Genomic DNA, 23468 nt, shown 5'->3' with positions numbered 1-23468 from the left:
CCGGGCGGGAATTCAGGGGTGTGCCGCGCCTGGCGGGTCAGAAGCGTGCGGACTGCTGAGACAGCCGGATGTCGCGGACACCGGTGGCGCCCAGGCAGAGCCGTTCAGTGCCGATGCCCAGGCCGACGCTGCGGGCGGGTACGGCGCCGTCGAGGACCGCCTTCTGCACCACCGACTGCTCAGCTGAGGCGATCAACTCATATCAGCAGCTGACCAGTCACGCCGAGCCGATCTCTTGACTCACTCTCACACCGACGGAAACGAACTGCCCGGCCCCACGAGTCAGCGGAGTTTTCGCGACTTGTCGGTACCCGCTGGCATCATTCAAAGAAACTCCTGGGGCGAATGCCCTGACCTACCAATGTCGTTCATGGAGAACGCTATGCAACGTAACCAATACCCGGGATTCTGCTCCGAATGCCGAGGCGGCGTAGCACGTGACGGCGGCGCCCTTTATGGTGCCGGTGCGAGCAACACGATCGTCTGCGACTCTTGCCTGTTTGACTACTACGGCGAGAGTAAGGGGTACCTGGCCCCGCTGGCGGGGCAGCGGAGCAGATTCGCAGACCTCGCCGCTCGGGCTGAGGAGGGACGGCGCGGCTATGACCCGGATCAACCTCAGTAGCATGAACTAGCGTGCAATGGGTGTCGTTGTCAAGAGTTGGCAGCGTTGGGTGTCGTTGGTTGGCGTCAGCCATTAAATGGCTGGTTTGATGACAAGCCTCGACGGCTGGTCAGCAGCCATGCCGGACATGTGCGACTTCCAGCTATACGTGGCGGTTCCCAGTTGTTGTCGGCGGCTGGCGTTCGGCAGCGCGGAAGTGGAACAGGTTATTGCACCGCCGATCGGCGGACGCCGGGCTCCCGAACAGCCGACATGCTGCTATGAGCGGACGTTTGCAGGTTGGGCGTATTCGACTCGCTTCGCGCATCAATACCGGTGGGTCTTGAACGCCCGAAGATGTGCATCCGCATGCGACAGATCTCGCTTTTAGGCAATCGACCGACGCGAACCTGCCCGCGGCGCACTTATACGCGTCGAATGGCGTTGGCAGTCTGGCTTCGGTGTGAGAAGGAGCAGCGGCCTCGTCAGGAGCGTCATTTGTGTCCTGAATCGTGATCGTTCAGCTGGCACCATTGAGCGGTGACTGGAACCACGACGCAAGACGTGTTCGCGATCCCCGGGGACTCGCACCATGCACGGGTGCCGTACTATCTCTGGGCGTACGCCCACGATCATGCTCATCTGGCAGAAGCTGCCGATGAGCTGCAGCGCTTCCTCGCGGACGTAGCCAACGAAGCGTCCATCACAGTCCACACGATTCAGGCGCGTGCCAAGACCCTGGGCTCCTACCAAGACAAGTCCTTGAAGAAGCTCGATGACGGAACAGCGAAGTACCCCGACCCGAAGCACCCGGAGACGGGAATCCAGGACTGCATCGCCGCGCGGGTGATCCTGTACACCTCGCAGGCCCGGGATGACTTTGCTGACCAAATCACCCGGCGAGCTGCCGCCGGTGACCCGTTCAACCCGGGCGACGAGAAGCACAACGGGTACGACAGCGTTCACGTCATCGTCAGGGAAATCACCAATGACGCACTAAAGACCCGCTATAAAGCTCTCGCCAAATACCTTGAGGCATATCCGGGCCTGGAGATTCAGCTCCGAAGCGTCGCAGCTCACGCCTGGGCGGAGTACGAGCACGACATCCGATACAAGTCCCCGGCATACCAGGCGTTGTCGAAGAATGACCGCGAGCAAGTGGACCAGTACTTCGTCGAAGCAGGCGGCTTACGGCGGTTCATGGACGAGTTATTCGACCGGATCGACGGGCTCATGGCGAAGGAAGATGACAGCACATCTCCCGTAGACCCCGATGAACTGACCGACGAAGTCGGGTACTCCAAGGACGAACCTGGCGAAGACCACGACCTTGCCACCGATACACTTCGCAGCTTGATCGAGGAGCGTTTCCCGAAGAACGACGTCGGCGAGAACGCTGCGGTGACAGAGCTGATCTCGAACCTCGGCCCATTGGGCGTCCGTTCAATCGGACGCCTGAAATCGACGCTCGAACAGATTGAGTCCGACGACGTCTTCAGTCTCATGGAGTACCCGGTCACACCGACCGGTGCGCGCCGACTCGACGACGAACTGCTCACGGCATTTACCGAGCGCTATGTGGAGCATGCGCCTAACGATGACCGTCGACAACTCCTTAGGCTCCGGTTGCGCAAAGTCCGAGGCAAATATGCCATCTACTCGATCCACGACGGCGAAACATTTGGGCCTGCTGTACCTGCGGCACGCGCAGTGCGGGATCTCGCCCAGATGGTTGCAACCGACCGCGGCATGTACGCGGCGCTAATTGATGGCGCAATCGCGCTCGACGCCGAGAAACTGAAAAGTTCCGCCAAACCCGGCGCTGTGTCCACACCCAGCGGCGACCTCCAGGTCGCAACCAACCTCTCCCGTCCCTTTGCCGAGGAGATCTTGAAGACACTGATGGAACGTGCGGCTGGGTCTGGTTGGAGCGTGACACGGGCCGGGGACGTACTGGTCGAGGCACCCTCGGCTATCGTTCCTGGCGAGCCAGCAACGGGCGATATGTCTACCTCTGAGATCACCGAGCCGGGATTGCACGCCGAGGCATAGTCGGCCAGAACCGGCAGGGCGTGAGTTGGGCCGATCGAATCGGCCGCCGTGCCAGTCATCGAACGCGCCATTGCCGCGCCGGTAGGACGTGCCTGCTGTTTCACCGCGGGAACGTCATGCGCATGTTAACTAAGTCAATGGTTGCCGTAGCATGTGCGGCAAGAACCCACTGATCCGGAGAAGTTGATGTCCCAGCCCAACGCAATACCGGTGACGTTGGCTGAAATCGCTAGAATTGCTGGCGTCGGACGGGCGGCGGCCAGTAACTGGCGGCGGCGGCACGACACATTCCCGGCGCCCATCGGCGGCACAGATGTCAGTCCGCAGTTCTCCTTGACGGAGGTCGAGGCATGGCTGCGGGATCAGGGCAAGCTGCGAGACATCGGTGAGAAGGAGCGATTGTGGCCACAGTTCGACGCATTGGGTGACCGTGCCGAAACCGGTCGGGCAATCGCTGTGACCGCGCTGAAGCAGCAACATCATGATGTCGTCCTGGAGTCCGAACCTGAACTCTCGCTGTCGCATTCGGCAGAACATCTGGTAGATCGGGCTATTGCGTTGGCGGAGCGGGAGGGTCCGCGAGAAGTCTTCGAGTTTCTGCTCGGCCGCTGGCTGGATACGCATGTGCGCCAAATCAGTTCCACTCCCGAACCGTTGGCGCAGTTGATGGCCGAGATCGCCGAGCGTGTCCGCACTGGTACGGAAAGTAGCGGCCCGCGCACCGTACTCGACCCCGCTTGCGGTTCGGGTGGCCTGCTGCGCGCCGCAGCCGATGTCTGCGTCGGCGGCAGCGATGGCATGGATCCGGTGCTACTGGCAGGGGCGGAGAAGGATCCGGTTCTGGCGGCTTTGGCGGCTGCGCGACTGTCGCTGACCTCTTTGGAGGACACTGCGTCCCGACCGTGGACTGTGGATGTACGGACCGCCGACTCGCTGCGTGAGGATTCCCATCCGGACCTTCGTGTCGATCTTGTACTGTGCAACCCGCCGTTCAACGAGCGCGACTGGGGATACGAGGAACTGGCAACCGATCCCCGTTGGGTCTACGGGCTTCCGCCGCGCACTGAACCCGAGCTGGCGTGGGTCGAGCACGCAGTGTCGAAGCTGCGTCCCGGCGGGGTCGCGGTGCTGTTGCTTCCTCCTGCGGCCGCGTCCAGGAAAGCGGGACGGCGAATACGCGGAGCCCTACTGCGTGCAGGTGTTCTGCGAGCGGTAATCGCATTGCCGTCGGGGTGCGCCCCGCCGCACAGCGTGGCTCTGCAGCTGTGGGTACTTCAGGCCGACCGCCCAGGCCAGAGAACCGATGTAGGTCATTCGGTCCATCTGATCGATGCCGGTGACGCGGCGAAGAATGCTGATGGCCTCGACTGGATTGCCTTGCGCAGCGGCGTTTTTGCGGCGATTGGGGTAAAGGATCATGCCCTCCGCCAGGATTCGCCGGGAGACTTTGCGCTGTGGCAGATCCGCTCCGTAACCGTGCCTACGATCGATCTGCTCGACGACGAGGTCGATCTCACCCCAGCGCGCCACGTACCCGCCGGATCGTCCGGGAGCTTCGTCGAACTGCGAGAATCCTGGAGTCGATTCTCGACATTGCTCGCAGAAGTACAACAGTCGGCAGGCTCCCTATCCTCAATCGGGTTGAGCGCGAAGGAGGATGGACAGCCCGGAATAACGACGATCGGGGAACTGGCACGGGCCGGGGCGTTGGTCGTGTATGCCGGACAGCTGCCGGCGGAGGGTTCCGTTCGGACCGGAGCGGTCAGCAAAGCGGGGGTGCCCTTCTTGGCCGTGTCCGACCTGTTGATGGGCGGCGAGCCGGGCGGATGGATTCCGGAACAAGAGGTGGCTGCTGCCGCCCTGAGGACCACCGAGCGCAACGATGTGATCGTTTCCGGAGTGACGCGGGCGTTCTTCGCCTGGGTGGAAGATCGGGCCGCGACCGTACTGGGGCCACAGCTCTATGCGTTGCGTGTGGACCCCGCGAAGCTGGATCCATGGTTCCTCGCTGGGTGTCTGCGCGCGCCCGCGAATGGTCGTCAGGCCGGTACGCACACGTCGAGTTCGGCTCGAGTCGATGTTCGGAAGCTACAGGTTCTGCAGGTGCCCATTGCGGAACAGCGCCGATACGGCGAGGTCTTCCGCCAGGTGGTACGTTTCGAACAAACCGTTCAGGAGCTCGGAGATCTGGGTGCCGTACTCGTGCGGGAGCTCAGCAACAACCTGTCCGCCGGGCGTCTTTCGCAGAGCTAAACGATTCCGAGTCGGTGTCAGCCATGGTCTGTGGCGTAGCCCGATTCGTTCAAGTTGGTGTCCAGTTCCCGACAGATCGCACGCACCATTTCGGCCTCATGCGGAGGCAGAGCTGCCGCTGCTGCGACCGCTTCGCGCAGCGTTTTAACGGCGAGGTCGCCTTCTCCGAAGGGCAGGCGGCATTCGGCTACCCGTAAGCGCCAGATCAAGGCCGTTGCCTGATCCTGCGGATCGCGGCTGTGCGCCAAATCCTCAGCCATTTGCTGATAGAGCGGGGCCGCGCGGCCGCAATCTCCGAGCACGCGCAATCCCTCGGCTGCCAGCCGCCAGACGCGTCGAACAAGGGGTCTGGCTGATCCCCACTCCCTTCGCGCCGCCATCGCGATATCCGCCAGGCGGGCGATCGCAGGGCCGGGCTCGAGTGCAGCTAGTTCCCGTTCCGCGTCCTCACAGTCCTGCTCGACGTTCCGCACCTTCAGCCAGCCCGAAGATTCCGGCTGGGGTGGTGGTACGGCTGCCGCTCCGCCATGAGTCGGCTCCTCCGTGTCGTTTTGCGAGATTCGGTACGGCAAAGTCGGGTCGGGTTCCAGACGCGGGATAGGTGAAGGTGAACCCGGGGGCGGCAGATGAGGCCGGAGCCCACGCTGAATCTCTATCATGTCCGGTCGCTCGTCTGGGCTCTTGGCGAGCATGCGTAGGACAAGTTCATTGAGCTCGACCGGTACCTGTGGGGCGAATACCTCCAAAGGGAACGGAAGTTTGTCCAAGTGCTGGCCCTGCAGGCCGCCGTGCTCCTCGAGGAACGGTGTCCGGCCCGTGAGCAACTCGTAACAGACGCAGCCGAGCGCATAGCTGTCCGTTTTGGGGACGACCATATCTCCCCGGATTTGTTCCGGTGCTTGATATCCGGGACTGCCCAGACTGGAGCCGTGCTGCGTGTAGCGGGTGACGTCGGCGCCGAGAGGCCTTGCGATTCCGAAGTCGAGCAGCACCGCGATACCGCTTGCGGAGACGATCACGTTCTGCGGCTTCAGGTCTCGATGCACCACGGGTCGTTCGTGCGCACATTCCAGCGCGGAAGCGATCTGCATCGCGATGGCGACAGCCGGTCCGAGGGTCAGCGGGCGGTATCGCGACAGGAAGTCGCTGAGTGGGGTGCCATCGATGTACTGCATGACCAGATAGGGCGTACCTCCATGGCTCCCTTCGTCGTACAAACGGGGGATGCCGGGATGATCGATCTTGCCCAGCAAGCTGCCCTCACGCCTGAATCGCTTGCGCACAGTGGCGAGTTCTTCGGAGTGGTATTGCGTGTCGACGCGAAGCATCAACTCCTCGGCAGGGTTCATGAACTTCACCGCGACCACGCGCTCGTCCTGGATATCGATCGCCCGCCAGACCTCCGCCATGCCTCCTTTCCCGATCGGCGATTCCAGTCTGTACCGGCCGCCGACTAGCACATCACACCGAATCTCTCGCGTCCGCATTCCTATTCCTTCTACCCAACGGTTCCCAGACTCCAGTCTGTGAATGGTTTTGTCAGCAAATCATCTGTGGACTAAGTTCACAGCATGTGTCATCATTGAGGCTCACTCAAATCTGCAGGGGAGTGCTCGATGACCGACTGGCTACGGCCGACCGGGACCCAAGGGGGCATGTGGCTCGTACGGGCAAGTAGTGTCGCCGTCCGTGAGAATCCGAGGGACTGTCCGACGGCCAAAAGTGCCGCGTTGCGGCTGTTCCTGAAACCTGACCCCGTTCCACCTCGGAGCTCAAAAGCATTGGAGGACTTCACTTTCGCGCCGCTGATGGGCGCTCTCGATCTGATCGAACACGAGGGCTGGTCGCACGCCGACGCCAACGCCGAGCTGATGCGCACCAAAGGAAAGTTTGACAGCAACCGCGCGCCGGCACACCCATCTCTGCTCGAGTGGACCGCGTACGCGATTCCGCGCTATCTCGCGGCCCGCGAGGCGGAGCAAGCCGAAACCGAAGGTTCGGTCCCGCAGACGATTCCGATGCGATTCGAGTGGGCGGCGCTGTATGACCGCGGCACCGCGGAGCCGGATTCTCGTGGAGCCACCCGCTATGAGCGGTTTGCATGGGGACGTCGCTACGCTTCCGCTGATGGGACGGTCCGCGATCTGTGGCTACCGTCCATCGGCACAGCAAGATCGAATCGGTCGGAAGCCGAGAAGGCCGCATTGGCGGATGTGCTAGCCAGGGGCGAGGTCTGTCCGCGCCCGGGATTCGAGCGTCCTTATCGACCGCTCCGCAACCAGCCATCCCTCCGGCCGGAAAGGGTAAGAGCTTTCGGCTACGGATGCGGTGACGGCAAGGCGGTACTGCTCCTGGATTGGGGCCCGGACGAGGTACGCAATCGCTATCGCGAACACGCCGCGCCGGCCTTTGCGCGGGTGGCCGAAGGATCGGGAGCTGTTCCGGGCTCCAGCTGTATCAAATGCAAGGCATTGGCGGGCTGCGCAACTCTGCCACGTACCCCGGGATTGTGGGGTGGGCTCCCTGGTGAGGTTCGGCGCCCTCGACGCAGTCTCTCTGCGTGGGATCTGCGGCTGTACGGGCAATGCCCGGCCCAATATCACCTGACGCGCCAGCTCAACCTGACGTCGTTGCGCCCGGAACCCGAGGCGGCGGTGCGTGGTCGGGCTGTCGACGCTCGGCTCAACGATCAGCACAGGAGAAATCCGGTGGGTGGATGCCGGACAGTCGCATGGCCACCCGATCCGGACAACTGGTCGGCAGGTGGTGTGGAACTCGCCGGCCAAGCGGCGCGAGACGGCGCCGCAATGCTCGCTCAGCACGCCTGGCTGTGCCCGGTCGACGGCTCGAGGCCTGCCGAACGTGTCCTCGTCCAGCATCAATTATCCTGTTACATACCGGAACTCGACGTTGTCGTAATCGCCACCCCCGATCTCCTCTATACCCGCTCCGGCGGATGGGTCTGGCGCGAAACTAAGACGGCCACCAGCAGGCTCTGGGAGGGACGGCCGTTGCTGCGGAGCTACCCACAGCTCGCGCTGGCAGTCCTCTTGCTGGCGGCGGGAGCGCTCAGCGGCGAACTCCGCCGCTCCCGTGTCGAGCTCGAACTGCTCTACCCCGATGACGGCACATTGGAGGAGCTCGATCCAAGTCGTTCGGCTGTTGTCGACGAAGCACGTGACGTCATCGCCGAGCTCGCCGATCCGCTCCTGCATGACGACTTGTACAACCCCGTGCCCGGACGCCATTGTCACGGCTGCGAGGCCCGCACCTGGTGCCGGCCCGGCCGCGAATTCGTCGACCGGAATCCGCTGTCGGAAGCACAGCCTCCCAACGCCATCCAAGACGTGAGTTGAGGTCTCTCACATGCCATTACACGACACTCCCGAGGACTGGCTCGACCATGCCGACGTACCGTTGTTGCGAACCATCGCGACTGCCGTGGTGAAACTAGCCGATACCACTGGCATGCAGTCGTTTTCGCTACCGTACGATGCCGAGGCGCAGCGCGCCGTGAACGGCATGGCGCTGGCCTGCGTACGGCAGCGAGCTCAGCCTCCGGCAAGCCTGCCCGATCTGCTCCGCTGGTGCCGAACCCGGCCACTGGAGGATTGGCCGCTCGATCTGCCCGCCGATGCATTCGGACCGGATGACTATCTGATCGACAGCGCGTCGGGCGAGCCGACCCAGTTGTGTCACGAGTGGTGGGTTCAAGGCCGAGACAGTGCGGCCGCGCAATTCGACCGCAGAGTTGTACGCCGGGCGATGCAACTGTGCCGTGAGGCATCCTCGCCCGAGTCCTACACCGCCTTTCGCCGGCTGCTCGTCACGAAACCCGTGCTGACGAGTGCGGACCACTTTGAACTAGCCACGGATTTGATTCTCGAACCTGTCCGGTCGTTGCTCGACAACATCTATGAACCGGTACCCGCCGGCTACCTGCGTAGCGGCGTATACATCACCTGCTATCGATGTCTGACCTTGTTGAGCCCCTTGATCGACGGTGGCTGGTGGTGTGAACGAGACCAATGTCGAAGTCGCGGCCCGGCGCCACGGGGCCGAACCCTGATCACTGAGGAGGTCGGCACGGTCTATCAGCTCGTTCGCCCATTGCGGCAGTTCGTTACCGGGCCGGGCCGTGCCGAGATCGAGCTGGAAAAACGATTGCAGGCGCTACAGCTGGCGGTGGAAATGTGGCCGGGATACGACGCCTACGACCTGCGGATCACCTTCCCCGATGACCACGTGTGGGCGGTCGATGTCAAGGACTGGGCCCACCCGGGACTGCTCGGCCGGGCTGCCCGGATCGTCCGTGCCGAACCACCTTATGACCAAGCGTGCTGGGTCGTACCGCAATACCGCATCGATCTCCGCCGCGACTACCTCCGTACGTATGCCCGAAGTCGCCCGGCAAAAGCGGCCGGTCTGCGACTGCTGAGCGACGACCAGCTCGTCGCCGCGGCTACTGCGCGACTGCGTGGAAAATCCGGGCCTTCGGCACAGATAAGCCCTGACAATTCCGACTCGAACGACGGAGCTGCTCATGCGTGACCGCCACAGTTGGTATAAGCCGGTCGTCGAGGCACTGCGGCCCTGGCCGGAGGAGTACCTGCAGATCAAGCCCGCCGTACTGTGCCAGGTGGAACTCGGCCTGCGGCTGCTGGAACGCCTCGATTCGGACCGGCCGGCCAATAGTGTGTGGCCGCTACTGGGCGGCTATCCCTTCGCGGTTGCCGCCGGACTGGCCCCGGATGAGTGGTCGCGGCAGCTGATCGTGAATGCCCGACATCTGCTATGGACATTGCGCCGGAACCGCATGTGGCAGCAGAGTCTCGATACGTACGAGAGACTGCCCGAGCGTTTGCGCGGCTACCGCATCGTATCCAACGATGCCCCTGCTCGCCGTATCCCACTGATGGTCGCGGCTGATCGCTTCGCCACCTACGACGCTGCCCTCGAGTCGTTGCCCGCCCTGGACCGCAATGTGCTGCCACTCGCCGCGGCCGGGACGAGTCGATTCGTGGACCGCCGTCGCAGAACCTCTGTCACTCTGCCCGAAGAACTGGTCCTTCCCTCGGTAGCAGGACACGATCTCGAACAGACCCGTAAGGCCGCGGGTAACCCGTTGGACATCCCGCTGGCCGAACTGGCGGACACCGCACAATGGATGGATACGACCGAGGAGGAACGGAAGTTCCCTCGCCGCGGAAACTGGGCGCGCCGCCTCGCCGATTTGCAGTTGGATACCCGTACCGACGACGGCCTGAGTTTCGCGAAGGCATCGGTGCTCCGGTTGGACCGGCTCGTCCATCTCGTCGGGATGGTCGGCGCAGGCAAGAGCACGCTCATGACATTGATCGCGGTATGGGGTGCACGGGAAGGCCTGCGGACCACATTGGTCGTCGGCGATGTCGCCGAGCAGCTCACACTGACCGCGCTCTTCCGTGCACTGGAACTGCCTGCTGCTCCGGTGCTCGGGCCGACCACTCGGGAACGTCACGTTCAGCGGCTCCACCGCAGAATCGCTGCCCGCAGTGGGCAGTCCGTGCTGATGCACGACGATCCGGGCTTCGTGGACCTGAGCACCGTGTGTGTGCTCGATGCGCAGCGCGGCCTCGACGCCGCCGAACCGTTGCGCTACATTGATGCGCCTTGTACGGCGCTGTACCCCTCGCGCTCAGAGGCCGCCAGTACTGCGGAGAGCTCGGAGAGCATCGGCCGCTACCGCGAATCCGATTCCGCGCCCGGGGAACAGCGCGACGAAGACGATCTGGGCCGGCGCCACGGTTGCCCGATCTGGAGTGGCTGTCCCAGGCACAGTTCCGCACGGGAACTCGTGAATGCCCTGATCTGGGTGGCCAATCCGGCGAGCCTGATGCAGACCGCCGTGCCACGTCATCTGAACGCGGAGCGGCTGCGCCACCTCGAGCTGGCTTGTCTGCGTAGTGACATCGTGATCGTCGACGAAGCCGACCGGGTTCAAATGCAATTGGACGAGGCCTTTGCGCCGTCCGCGACCCTGGTGATGCGTGGTCCGGAGTCCTGGCTCGACCGGCTGGATATGCACAAGATTGAGGAACTGGCCCGGCAAGGCCGGCTACCGTTGTCGGACCGCGACGTGGAACGGTGGGCGGCGGCCCTCGATGTTGTCAGTACGACGACCAACCGGCTCTACGCGATGCTGATCAACGACGCGAGTCTGCGCGACTGGGCGGAAATCGACTACTTCAGTGCATGGACATTGCAAGAGAAACTCTTGGAGGAGTGGTATCCGAGCACCGCTGATGTCGGCGGCGAGGGTTCGACCGAGGCATTGCCAGACGAGGCCGATCTATTCAGCATCGACGATGACCACGACGATTCCGCTGCCACGCAGGGCATTTCGCTCGACGCTGCAAACTCTGCCAGCCCCTCGTGGGCGCAGCGTCGGATCGCGGTCACCAAATTGCTCGACACCTTCCGCGATGATCCGCTGGGCGACCGCGGCCCTTACGGCACCATCACCGATGACCTTGTCCGCGCCACCCAGGATCTGCTGCTCACGCTCGATGAGGCCAGCACGCGGCGACGCGTCAAGGCCCTCTTGGATGAATTGCTCAGTGGTGCACCGGGTCTCGCGAAGGACGATAATTGGCCCGCGCCAATTCCACGCAAGGGCAGCGATCTGGTCCCGGCCGATATTCGTGCTAGTGAGGACTGGTACGACCGCAATGCCCGGCGGTTGGAATTCACGTTGCTGCTCGCGGCACTGCATCAGCGCTTGAGTCGAGTGACCTTTCTGTGGCCTCAGGTCGAGGCCGCTCTCCACTTGGATGCGACCGACAACGAGCTCTCGCGTCGCCCACCGCTGGATTACGCCCCGATCGTCCCCGAGTCCCCGATGGGCAATGTCCTCGGATTCCAGTACCTACCCGACGACCAAGACCAGACACCAGATATCGAAGGACGCTGTACTGGGACCTTGCGCTATTTCCGTTGTGCTGGGGTCGGTCGTGAACTACTGCACGCGCTGCCCGAGCTGGGCGCCGATCGCATCTCCGGACGGCCGGGACCACACGTCTTGCTGATGTCGGGTACCAGCTGGGCGGGCACCTCGACCCGTGCCCACATCCTGGCCCCCGTTCAGGCCGTCCTCAAACCTGACGACAAAGCCCTTGAGGCTATTCGAGGCACCACCTTCCGGACCAACTTCCTCTACGACCAGCAAAATCGCCCTATCACCCTTTCCGGGCAGGATCACACGATCCGCAATGACGTTCTCAAACAACTCGTCGGAAAGCTGGCGCGGCCCGGCAGGGGCGGGACATTGAGCCCCATCGAGGCAGAGCTTGCCCGGATCGAGGATCCACGTCGCCGCCGTGCACTGCTGCTCGTCGGCAGTTATCGCGAGGCCACAACGGCCTTCGGTCTCCTGCATGAGATGCCGCGCTGGCGCGGTCGGGTGAAAGTGCTCGCCCGTGACGACGCCGATCTCGACGAGACGACCGACGATATGTTGCCCACGCCAGACCGGCATGCGGCGGCGCTGCGACGAGGTGAGCTCGCCACTTTCGCCGAGGATGAGGAGGCCGAGCTGCTGATCGCGCCACTCATGGCGATCGAGCGTGGCCACAATATTCTCAGTCCCGCCCGGACACCCAACGAGGAGCGGGTCGCGGCATTCGGGAGCGTGTTCTTCTTGGTCCGTCCGCACCCTCGCCCTGACGACCTGTCGCTCGCCATTTTTGCTATCAACGACTGGGTGACTCGTTTTGTCCGTAACCAGGTTCCGCATCCCGAACACGGAACGTTTCACGACATGGTCGGCAAGGCCGGCACTCTCGGCCGCGCTGGACTCGCCTTCCGTCACATCGCGCGTACGGAGTGGCGGCGTCTGCTCACCCGGCGCTATGTCTACTCGCGGCTGAGCGACACAGAGAAAAAGTCCTTCGCGTGGGATCAGTTGGTTAGCATCTGGCAGGTCATTGGTCGCCTCGTACGTGGAGGGGTACCCGCGCGAGTGGTCTTCGTCGATGCCGCGTTCGCCCCGGCGCTGGCTGAGGCACTCGCACCCCCAATGCCGACCGATCTAGCGATCGGACTGGAAGACGAACCCGAGAGGAAGGCGCGCCGTCGTAAGTACTCCGACGACGGTCTGCTCGCTCGTCTCCATGATGTTCTAGCGCCGTATTTCGATCCAACAGCGAGCCCCACCGATTTCGTCGAGCCGTCCGACCCGGCACTGGTGCAGATGCTGTACAAGCCGCTCTACGAGGCGCTGTGTGGCATGCAGATCCGGTCTGCGCCAACAGAATTGGCGATGCTCAATCCCGATACCCTCGAACCGTCCTGAAGGAGCCCCGCAGTGGGATTCAGCTACCAGAGCATCAGTCGCGCCGCGTATCACCTCGACTCCGACGCAACCCCGTGGACCGTCGACTATCGGGCGCTGCCCTTTCCCGAGCACGCCCGCGAAAGCCTACTGAAACTGTGTAACTACAGTCGAGACAAGGACGGCGATACGCCCTATCGAACCGTCCCGACCTACCGGTTGGACGGGGTGCTGCAGAGCTTGGCTCCCGATCTAGTGGTGCGTGGACGCTCCAGTGCCACAGTGCTTTCCGGCGAAGGTACGCCGCCGGAGGACTTCTGGCTGTATGCCCCCGCCGATCTTCCCGACCCCTTGCCGGAACGGACGATGTACCGACTGTTTGCGGCTTGGCTGACCGATCTGGGTCGGCCCGCAGGCTCCACCGACGCGTCGTCGGCTCGTCAAGACCTCCTGCTAGAGACTCTCGCCGAACTCGAGGCATCACCGCTGGTGTGGCAGCCCGCCCATGTCGATCTTCTCAGTTGTACCCTGAGCGAGGGTGGAACAGCGGCACCCGCCGCACGCCAGTATCAGCTTGCCACCGATGCCCTCGCCAGGCGGATCACCACGCTCGACCCCTACGATTTCGGTGCTGGCACACTGCGTTTCCGTGCTGTTCCGCGCGGCCCTCGCCAGCAAGGGGCAGAGCTGATGTCTCAACCCCTTTCTCAAGACATCAAGGGTAAGACCTGGTGGTTCTCCATCACGATCAATATTTCGCTGCACACGGTGCCATTGGATCCGATGCCGCGGCTGCACCTTCACACCGGAGTGCGCCGCTGGGCCACCCATCCACGCGCCGATACCGGAAAAGTTCATCTCCCCTACGGTCGCGCCACCAGCGTCTATCTGAGGCCGACCATTCCGTGGCTCCCCGGAGCTCCCGCCAGCGAACGCTACGCTGTGGCCCGGCTGGCTTACGACCGGAAAGCCCGTGCCATCGATTGGCGGGAAAACGGTCCGGCCGGCATTCTGCGCCGATTGGCGCTGAGCCAATCGTTTCCCGATCCCGAACAGTTGCTGAGCGCACCGCAGCAGTGGCTGGACAAAGGTCCCGGCGTGCGCGGTGCTGTCGTGTACAGCAACCACATGGGCGTACACGGAATCGGGCCCGGGCTTATGTCGCATCAGCGCTCGCTGATCACCGAATGGGCAGAGCAAGCACTTCCCGACGGGCTCGTTCGAGCGAAATCACTGTCCCGCAGCGCAGTTGGTACCAACAAACCCGCCAATGCCCGGCCTGCTGTGGAAGGGCAGGCGAAGAAAGCCGAGGAGTTGCGAGCCGCGCACGCGCGTCGTGGAGCTCTTGCGGCCGCGGTCGTCCATATGCGGCCCTCCGATCTAACTGTGCTCGACGGACCCCCGGTCTTCGAAGCCAGATTGCTGTGGCAAACGGCGGCATTGCGCCAGGCCGCGGTTGAGGGGCTCGCAGAAATCCTGGGCCTTGAGGGGAAAGACGGCGCGCCCCAGTCCGATCACGATAATCCCGACGCCCTGAAAGCGGTTTTCGACACAGCCGAGCCGGGGAACGCCGTGCTATTCGAGTGGCGCACACCGGAACTAACCGTCAGGCTGCGCTGTCTCCCCTTGTCCGGAGGGCTCGCCGACAAGCTCGCACTCGATCCCGGGGCACGCTCCCAGAGCGCCGCGCTGACCGGTGCGGTCAACAGACGCCGAGGTGAGCTGGCCGTATTCCTCAGTGACGACGGTTCCGATCCCGAATCACCAACCCTCGCTCTCGTCGAGATCGTACACCGCAGCACCTTCCGCCCCGCGACCACCGACCCGAAGTTCGCCATGCGACTCGGTTGCGCAGACGCCGGCGTTCTCACCCAGTTCGTCGTCGTTCCTTCCAACGCCAAGGGCATAAAGACCGAAAAGAATGTCGATCACCGCGTCCGTTCGGGGTGGTTGGATGGGCTGCGGCAGCTCGGGGTACGCGTGCTTCCGGAACATACCCTCGGCGGCAACCTTCCCGAGGACCTGCGATACGCCGCAGTCTGGATGGTCAAGCGCCGCAAGGACGGTCCAACCCGGCTCCCTTTGCATCTGCCCGTTGCGGTCTTGATGACTCCGCTGCCGGAAGGCACCGGCCGAGCACAGGTCCAAGGCTGGGACGACGATACGAAAAGCTGGATACCGTATCCGAAGTTCCTTCTGCGACTGGTGAAAAAGGCCGAGATCCCCGGCGCCGAGTCGCCGACCGGGCAGTGGATCACCAGCGCCGCTTGGCGCAAGAACATAGATCAACAGCGCAAGGAAACAGCCAGCTACCTGCAGCGGATACTGTTCTCCTTGCGAGGTCAGCCCACTGTGCTGATCGCGCACTCCCAGAACAGTCGCCAACACTGGCCCTGGCTTCAGGATGGCAAAGCAGTCGTGGACCTCATCAAGACCGGCCACGCCCCGCCGTCGACACTCGACCCCGACCTCAGGCTCGTGCGGATTCGCGGCGCCGCTGGGCGAGAGACTCCACAGTGGTGGGGTATCGACAGTCCCGACGGCATCAACGGCCTTCCCGCAGGCTTGTGGACGCAGCCGACCGAGCCAGGAGCCGCCCATCGAGTCTTCTATAGCACTACGGAAAAGGCCAGCCAATTCAAGAATTCCGCTGTGAGTGCCGACCGTCTAGCCCCGCGAACGTTGACCAGAGGCAGCAACGCAGGCAACTGGACCATCGACGCGGACAAACCCGCATGGAACCCCTCGTTGGTGGAAATCGCAGTTCTCGGCTGCCACCCAGCAGCACAAGAGAACAGCACCGGCGACAATCCCGAAGCCATCGCCCTGGCCATGCACCAACTACGCCAGGCCCCTGACTATTTGGACGCACTCTCCCTACCTCTTCCACTGCACCTCGCCGGGTTGGCTCAGGCATACGTCCTGCCAATGATGGCCACCGACGACGAGCCCGACGGCACCGATGTGGAATTCGACCACATGTCCGATGACATCGACCCAGATCTGGCGAACGCGCCTGGTCTGTCGCAGGAACCCGATCCTGCCGAGCAACTGGCCTTGTCGATTTGGTGAAACCGATAGTGAACCGTCGTCAAAGGTGCGGGCGCGCAGTGCGATCCATCTGCCGGTCTTCGAGAAAGTGATTCAGACCGACTGCCGGAACACCAGTTCGGCGGCCGTTGGCCGTGCGCAACAGATCAGCAGCCTTCCTCACAGGATGCCGCAGCCAGCAACTTGAGCAGGCTCACGCCCACCGCAGTGTTGGGGAGTCTTTCGAGCAAGCCACTGAGTTTGCGTCGATCCTGTTGCGTAGCAGTTGCTGCTTGAGTGATTTTCCGAAACAGCGCGACGAGTCGACGTCGGTAAGCTGCGGGGGCGTGCTTTGTGGCGGATGGATCGCGAACGGGGGTGGCTAGGCGATTGGCTGAATTCGACGGTCGTGGTGTGTTGCGGGCGGAGATCGCTGCGTTCTATGCGGGTTTCGGACAGCCGGAGGTGCTGCAGACGGCGTTTCGGCAGGCTGCTTTGTTGGTGCCGCTGATCGAGGATGATCGCCTGTGCACTTCCCGGGTCGGGGGTGTCGATTGGATCTGTGCGTTCACCAGTGTCGAGGAGTACGCCCAGTACATGGCTGCGCGGGGTGTCGCTGGTGATCAGGAGTATCGGTATCAGTCGCTGTTGGGGTGGCGGCTGGTGGAGTACGCGGCGGGGCGGTCGGAGCCGACGGGTGTGGCTGTCGATATCACCGGTTCGGCGCCGATCGCGTTTCCGCCGCAGGTGTCGGACGATTCGGTCGGGGAGGGGAGGTAGCCGGTGGGGGATCAGCTCAACGTTGACCCGGCGGTGTTGCAGCAGGCTGCGGATGGGATCACCGGTGTCATTGGCGAACTGTCCGACCTGGGGATCGGAGAGACGGGGTCGATGGGACGCGGGTTCTCGCTGCTGACGCTGTCGCCGATGGAGGCGGGGAAGGCGTCGGTGCAGAAGGCTTTCGAGACTTTCACCGAGCGTTGGTCGTGGGGTGTGCGGTCGTTGGTGCAGGCGGGCAACGAGATCGCGAAGACGTTGGGGTTGGCGGCGGGGCGCTATCACATCATGGATGAGAAGTTCTCGGACACGTTCAAGGAGATGTTTACGCAGCTGACGGGTAACCCGCATCTGTCGAAGGAAGAGATCGATGCGCGGTCGTGGGGGGAGACGTTGGCCGACAACCAGTTCAACCAGATCCGCCACACCGACTACAGCGCCGAGTCGTTCCAGAACGCGTTCACCCACATCGGCACGAACGTCAAGGTGATCGAGGCGGTGGGCCCGGACGCGTTGGGCAACAACGGTCCGATTCCGGGGATCCCGCGGCATTGGAATACCGGTGCTGCCGAGCAGGCGGCGCAGATCATGAATGGCCAAGGTGGGGGTGATAAGTGAGTGGTCTGGGTGATTTCGTCAACAAGGTTGGTGAGGCGGTCGAGCACGGCGTCGAGTCGGTCACGCAGAAGGCGGGTGAGCTCGCCGATGCTGGTTTGGATGCGGCGGCGGGGCTGGCGCGCAAGGTGGGTGCCGACGGGGTCGCGGAGGACCTCGACGATCTCGGGGACACGATCGCCGATCTGGCCGGCGGTGAAATCAAGGAACGTGAACTCGGACAGACCAGTGACCCGAAAGAGCTGATCCGGGGTGAGCCCTCGGCGATCCACGACGCGGTCGAGGCGTTGCAGAAGATGGGCGATTCGATCGGCAAGACCGGTGATGCGCTGCGCACGGTCAACACCGCGGACTGGACCGGCTCGGCGGCGGAGGAGTTCCACACCGAGTTCGCGAAACAGCCGAAGCTGTGGTGGGAGGGCGCCGATTCGATGCACAAGGCATCGGGTGTGCTCGATGGCTGGTACCACGAGGTCACCGCCGCGCAAACCAAAGCCGCTGACGCGATCGCGAGATGGGAAGCGGCCGATACCGAGGAAACCACTAGAAAGAACCAGTGGAACGCCCAGTCGGACGAGCAGAAACGCAAGACACCGCTGACCGACACGTGGACCTCGATCCGCAACGAGGCCCGCGAGATCCTGCGCGGCGCACGAGCCCAGCGGGACAACGCCGCGGCCTCGGCCGCGGCGGCGTTGGCGGCGGCGACCGAGGCGGCCCCGACCGAGCCGCCGTTCACCGAACGCTGGACCGATAATCTCTCGGACCTGTCGGGGGCTTTGGATCAGGCGAAGCTCAACTTCACCTCCGGGTTGTTGACCAGTTTCACCGGGATCGTGCAGTTCGTGCGGCAGGTCAGCCCGATGGACGCCTACAACCTGACCCATCCGGCCGAATACTTCTCGGGGATGTCGGATCTGGGCACCGGGCTGGTGGTCGCGGCGGCCGACCCCGGGGCGACGGTGTCCTCGATCCTGTCCGGTGCACGGAAGAACCCGTCGGAGTTCCTCGGCTCATTGACCGGGGATCTGATCACCACCGTCGGCACCGGCGGTGCGGGCGCAGCCAAACCCGCCCTGTCCGCGTTGGACAAGATCGGTGACGTCTCCAAGGTCAGCAAAGCGACCCACACCGCGGCCAGCGCGGCAGAACACGCCCCACACACCCCGAGCGGCACTCCCACACCCCACACTCCCTCTTCGACCCCGCACGAATCCGGCGCACCAACAGGCACGCACCCGACAACCGAAGCGCCGTCACCAACCACGACCGCAAGCGAGCCGGGCACCCCGACCGGTACCCACCCGAGCACCAGCGAGCCTGGCACACAACCACACGCGACAACCGAATCGCCAACGCAACCTGGAACAACCAACCCACAACCTGAAACCCCCACGCACACACCGGAGTCCGGCACACCAGGAGCCGACAACACCGCACCGGGACACACTCAGCCGGATGTACCGCAGGCGCGTCCCGAACTCGCCGCACCTGACTCGCACCCCAGCGGCGAGCATCCCGGTGACGCACCCCAAACTCCCCACCAGCAGCCCTCCGACACTCCGGCGGTTCGACCGGATGCGGAGGTTTCCCCGGGACCGAACCCGAGCCACGAGACACCCAGCCAGCACCCTGATCCCGACTCGAGCCCGCCTGCTCACACCGATTCACCTGACACCCCAACAGATCACGGTGACGGCAGTCCGCGTCAAACCCACGACGGGACAGAACCCACCCACCCGGACGGGGACGGCAGGAACCCCGATGGACACGACAACCCCTCCCCGGAAAACCAACCGACCCATCATGATTCGCCGCAGGAGCACCCCACACCGCAGGAGCGAGCCGAGGCCGATCAAGGTGCTGGCGATACGGCGCGGGAGAACGGTGCGGACCACGACCGCGTTGAGGGCGACAAAACGTGTTCCGAGGATCCCGTCGATATCGCGACCGGTGAATTCCTGCTCCCCGAAACCGATGTCGACCTCCCCGGTGTCCTCGCCCTGACTCTGCGGCGCACGCATCGCTCGAACTACCGGTACGGCCGCTGGTTCGGGCCGTCGTGGTCGACCACCCTGGATATGCGTCTGGTCGTCGAGCACGAAGGAGTCACCTTCCTCGGCGAGGACGGCATCATGCTGGCCTACCCGCACGCCGAGGTCGGTATCGCAGCTGAACCGGTGACCGGTGGACAGGCATGGACGCTGACCCGAACCGAGGTCGGCGGTTACCGCATCTGGGACCAGCAGCGGGAAATCCTCTGGCATTTCGCGCCCGAGCCGACCCTCGATGGCATCGAGTCGCGCCTTGGCAACTACGCCATCTCCGCGATCACCGACCGCCACCGCAACCGGGTCCGCTTCCACTACGACCCCGACGGCGCACCGGTCGAGGTGTCACATTCGGGCGGATACCGAGTACGCATCGATACCGCCGCGGGACGCGTCATCGGGCTATCCGTACTCGGCGCCAACACCGAGGGTGCCGAAACGCAAACCCAGTTAGGGGAATTCGGATACGAGGCAGGCCAGCTGTCGGTGGTTGTGAACGCTGTCGGCGCTACCACGAGCTACACCTACGATGACGAACATCGGCTGACTTCTTGGACTGATTCCAACGGCAACCAGATGGTCAACACCTACGACGAATCCGGCCGCGTCGTCTTCCAGCGCGGCACCGCCGGGATCCTGGATACCGACTTCGACTACCTCGAATTCCCCGACGGCACTGGCCGTCTCACCACCGTCACCGACTCCCTCGGCGCCACCACATCCCACGGCTTCGATCGCGACTTCCGCCTGCGGGACCTCGTCGACGCCACCGGTGGGCGCACCCACACTGACTACAACGCCGATCGCAAACCACTGAAGGTGACGGCGCCGGACGGGACGGTGACCCGATACCGCTACACCGGCGAGGGCGATATCGCCGAAATCATCCGGCCGGACGGCAGCACTGTCGAGATCGAGTACATGTGGCGTAACCGCCCCACCCGAGTGACCGACGTCGACGGCACTGTGCGGCAACAGGAATGGGACAAGACCGGCAACCTCTCCGCCATTATCGACCCGGCCGGAGCCCGGACTGAGTACTCCTACCACCTCAACGGTGCTATCGCCGCGGTCACTGGACCCGACCTGAGCCGGACCGTGGTCGAGGTCGATCTGGCCGGACTGCCGATTCAGCTGACGGATGCTGCCGGTGCAGTGACGTGGATCGAACGCGACGCTGTTGGGCAACCTATCCGGATCGTCGATCCCCTCGGCGCTATCACGCAATACGAATGGTCACCTGCGGGAAAGCTGCTGCGGCGAACCGATCCTGATGGTCACCCCGAATCTTGGACCTACGACGGCGAAGGCAACATCCTCACCCACACCAACCGTGCAGGCGGCGTCACGCGATACGCCTACGGTGCTTTCGATCTACCGGCATCGCGTACCGACCCCGACGGTTCGACCACGCACTTCATCTGGGATAGCGAGCGCCACCTGACGACGGTCGTCAACCCGCTGAAACAGAAGTGGATCTACACCCGTGACCGATCGCACCGGGTGATCGCCGAGACCGACTACACCGCGGCGACGACCCGCTACACCCGCGACAGCATGGGACGCGTCGTCACTATCACCACGGCAACCGGGACTATCCGCCATCACACCTACGACCTTCTCGGCCGGCTCACCGAGATCGCCAGCGACACCGGTGAATGGATCCGCTACACCCACGACAGCGCCGGTCGCGTCCTGTCGGCGGACAACGGCACCGGCGAGACACTCACGCACACACTGCAATTCACGTACGATGTCACCGGGCAGCTCTCCTCCGAGCAGCTCGACAGCCACCCGGCCATGCGCTACGAACACGACGCCCTTGGTCGCCGGATCCGCCGAAGGACCCCCACCGGGGCTGTCACCACTTGGCAGTACGACGGCCTCGGCAGAGTCCGCGCCTTTTCCGCCGACGATCACCTCATCACCTTCGACTATGACCGTGTCGGCCGTCCCACTGGCTGGCGTACTGCCGAAATCGCGGTCACCCGTAGCTTCACCAGCACCGGGCGACTCACCCGACAACAGGTCACTGCCTATCCGGCGACATCGCTGAGGATCGACTTCGAACACACCACGCGTCCGGCTTCGCGGTCGCTTCGAGATGACGAATTCGTCTACCGCCCTGACGGATACCTCACCAGCCACACCATCAACCGACCCGATACCGATCCGGTGCGCCGTGATTACCGTCTGGACTCGGTCGGGCGGGTCACGGCCGTCGCTCGCGGCGCTGCGCTTGCCGAGCAGTTTGCCTACGACCCGCTCGGCAACATCACCAGCACCCTGCCCGCCCCGATATCCGCCTACTCGACCATCGAAGCCGATGGCGGCCCAGCAGGCGAGGACGCCCCGTCGCAAGCCGACAAGCATTCGGGCCAGCGGGAGTACCGCAATAGCCTGCTCAGCCGCGACGGCCGCACCCGCTACCACTACGACGCATCCGGTCGCCTCATCCGCAAAACCACCACCCGGCTATCACGTAAACCCGACATCTGGCACTACCGATACAACAGCTTCGACCAGCTCACCGACGTCTGGACTCCCGAGCATCAGTGGTGGCACTACACCTACGACGCTCTCGGGCGCCGCACCACCAAACAACACCAGTCGACCGACGGCACGGTCCTCGAACGGATCGACTACACCTGGGACGGCACACACCTGGTCGAACAATCGACTGCGACGACGGTCACCCGCTGGCACTACCAGCCAGATTCCTACACCCCGATCACTCAAACGACCGACCAGGACACGATCGATCGCGAGTTCTTCGCCATCATCACCGATCTGGTCGGTGCGCCCGTGGAGATGATCAACCCCGACACCCCCCGGATTGCCGCGACCGCCGCCACGGGTCTTTGGGGAGACACCACCTGGCACGGGGATACCAGCACGCCCCTGCGTTTCCCTGGCCAGATCCACGACCCAGAGACAGGACTGCACTACAACCTGCACCGCACCTACGACCCTGCGGTCGGACGATTCCTCACTCCGGACCCACTGGGTCTCGCTCCTGCCCCCAATCCCCACACCTACCCGCACAATCCGACCCGCTGGTCCGATCCTCTCGGGCTGATACCGGCCGAATGCGGCCCGCGTCAGCAGGAAGGCGACCCAACCTCACCTCATGCCAGCGCACCTCGCGAGACCCTGTTCCACTACACAGACGAGCCCGGTCAAAAAGGCATCCTTGACAGCGAACAGCTGCACCCATCCTTGAAAGCCAACAACCCCGCAGACGCCCGCTATGGAGACGGCCAATACCTTTCCGACATCATCCCCGGCTCGCATTCCAACGCGCAGCTGTCCCGCGCGTTTATCGGCCAGCCGTTCCAAGGCGCCCGCTTCAGCCATTACATTGAAATCGATGTTTCAGGACTCAACGTCGTCCCGGGCCGCAAGAACGTGTTCGTCATCCCGAACTCGGGCCCCCTGGACCTAGCCGGACGGATCATCGGATGGGGAGTGAACTAACCATGAAGTACCTGAAAGTCCTATGGTCACACAACTTCCCGGATGAGCCGGTGGAGCTCTTCAGTGAGATAAACGACGACGGATGGGAAGTCCGCAAAGTCGAAATCTTCAGCGACGGACACAGCGACTGGGCCGACACGACCCAATCGAAAGGCACCAGCATGCTGTCCGAGAAGCGGATGCCCAGCATCGCGGAGATCGCCGAACAGCCCGAATTCTCGCCACAGCAGATCACCCCGAGCGAGTTCGAGGAAATCTGGCGACAGTCGACCACAGACCATGCGTGAACGACTTTGCG

12 protein-coding genes are annotated in these 23468 nt (G+C 63.6%); 10 read left to right on the top strand and 2 right to left on the bottom strand.

All coding sequences use genetic code 11. From position 1 onward, the window contains the following. Positions 1 to 37 precede the first annotated feature (37 nt). A complete protein-coding gene (locus ACQP1G_RS37960) occupies positions 38 to 196 on the bottom strand; it encodes a hypothetical protein (RefSeq protein ID WP_433194496.1) in 159 nt (52 codons plus the stop codon). 948 nt (positions 197 to 1144) lie between these two features. Here ACQP1G_RS37960 and ACQP1G_RS37955 point away from each other — a divergent pair. Next, positions 1145 to 2656, top strand: coding sequence for a hypothetical protein (locus ACQP1G_RS37955; protein ID WP_433194495.1), 1512 nt, complete (start codon positions 1145 to 1147; stop codon positions 2654 to 2656). 186 nt (positions 2657 to 2842) lie between these two features. Further along, entirely contained in the window at positions 2843 to 4909 is a 2067-nt protein-coding gene (locus ACQP1G_RS37950) for an N-6 DNA methylase (RefSeq protein WP_433194494.1), read from the top strand. Positions 4910 to 4926: 17 nt separating this feature from the next. Here the strand turns inward: ACQP1G_RS37950 and ACQP1G_RS37945 are convergent, their stop codons facing one another. After that, positions 4927 to 6396, bottom strand: a complete 1470-nt coding sequence (locus tag ACQP1G_RS37945; RefSeq protein WP_433194493.1) for a serine/threonine-protein kinase — start codon at positions 6394 to 6396, stop codon at positions 4927 to 4929. Between the two features lie 294 nt (positions 6397 to 6690). Here ACQP1G_RS37945 and ACQP1G_RS37940 point away from each other — a divergent pair, with 294 nt between their 5' ends. The 8 genes from ACQP1G_RS37940 to ACQP1G_RS37905 all read left to right on the top strand — a co-directional run bounded on the left by ACQP1G_RS37940 (position 6691) and on the right by ACQP1G_RS37905 (position 23457). Continuing rightward, positions 6691 to 8265, top strand: coding sequence for a PD-(D/E)XK nuclease family protein (locus tag ACQP1G_RS37940; protein WP_433194492.1), 1575 nt, complete (start codon positions 6691 to 6693; stop codon positions 8263 to 8265). 10 nt (positions 8266 to 8275) lie between these two features. Then, complete coding sequence (locus ACQP1G_RS37935; protein WP_433194491.1) at positions 8276 to 9460, top strand: hypothetical protein; 1185 nt, start codon at positions 8276 to 8278, stop codon at positions 9458 to 9460. Next, positions 9453 to 13241 carry a hypothetical protein gene (locus tag ACQP1G_RS37930; protein ID WP_433194490.1) on the top strand — a complete coding sequence of 1263 codons (3789 nt, stop codon included), beginning with the start codon at positions 9453 to 9455 and terminating at the stop codon, positions 13239 to 13241. Before ACQP1G_RS37935 ends, ACQP1G_RS37930 begins: the two co-directional genes overlap by 8 nt. A 12-nt stretch (positions 13242 to 13253) precedes the next feature. After that, on the top strand, positions 13254 to 16292 hold the full coding sequence (locus ACQP1G_RS37925; protein ID WP_433194489.1) for a pPIWI_RE module domain-containing protein: 3039 nt from the start codon (positions 13254 to 13256) through the stop codon (positions 16290 to 16292). 348 nt (positions 16293 to 16640) lie between these two features. Further along, positions 16641 to 17030, top strand: a complete 390-nt coding sequence (locus ACQP1G_RS37920) for a hypothetical protein (protein ID WP_433194488.1) — start codon at positions 16641 to 16643, stop codon at positions 17028 to 17030. 3 nt (positions 17031 to 17033) lie between these two features. Beyond that, positions 17034 to 17645 (top strand): type VII secretion target, encoded by a 612-nt coding sequence (locus ACQP1G_RS37915; protein ID WP_433194487.1) that lies wholly within the window; start codon positions 17034 to 17036, stop codon positions 17643 to 17645. Beyond that, positions 17642 to 23170 carry a putative T7SS-secreted protein gene (locus ACQP1G_RS37910; RefSeq protein WP_433194486.1) on the top strand — a complete coding sequence of 1843 codons (5529 nt, stop codon included), beginning with the start codon at positions 17642 to 17644 and terminating at the stop codon, positions 23168 to 23170. The genes ACQP1G_RS37915 and ACQP1G_RS37910 overlap by 4 nt, the downstream gene beginning before the upstream one ends. After that, on the top strand, positions 23155 to 23457 hold the full coding sequence (locus tag ACQP1G_RS37905; protein WP_433194485.1) for a DUF6881 domain-containing protein: 303 nt from the start codon (positions 23155 to 23157) through the stop codon (positions 23455 to 23457). The genes ACQP1G_RS37910 and ACQP1G_RS37905 overlap by 16 nt, the downstream gene beginning before the upstream one ends. Positions 23458 to 23468 lie beyond the last annotated feature (11 nt).

This window comes from Nocardia sp. CA-107356 (genome assembly GCF_050946365.1).
Taxonomy (GTDB): Bacteria; Actinomycetota; Actinomycetes; order Mycobacteriales; family Mycobacteriaceae; genus Nocardia.
Note: the sequence above shows the minus strand (reverse complement) of the source record. Positions and strands in the feature narration are given on the sequence as shown.

Excerpts from the sequence above, each read along its gene's own strand:
- ACQP1G_RS37950 (WP_433194494.1), top strand. The coding sequence starts at position 2,843 with ATGTCCCAGCCCAACGCAATACCGGTGACGTTGGCTGAAATCGCTAGA.
- ACQP1G_RS37945 (WP_433194493.1), bottom strand. The coding sequence starts at position 6,396 with ATGCGGACGCGAGAGATTCGGTGTGATGTGCTAGTCGGCGGCCGGTAC.
- ACQP1G_RS37935 (WP_433194491.1), top strand. The coding sequence starts at position 8,276 with ATGCCATTACACGACACTCCCGAGGACTGGCTCGACCATGCCGACGTA.
- ACQP1G_RS37930 (WP_433194490.1), top strand. The coding sequence starts at position 9,453 with ATGCGTGACCGCCACAGTTGGTATAAGCCGGTCGTCGAGGCACTGCGG.
- ACQP1G_RS37905 (WP_433194485.1), top strand. The coding sequence starts at position 23,155 with ATGGGGAGTGAACTAACCATGAAGTACCTGAAAGTCCTATGGTCACAC.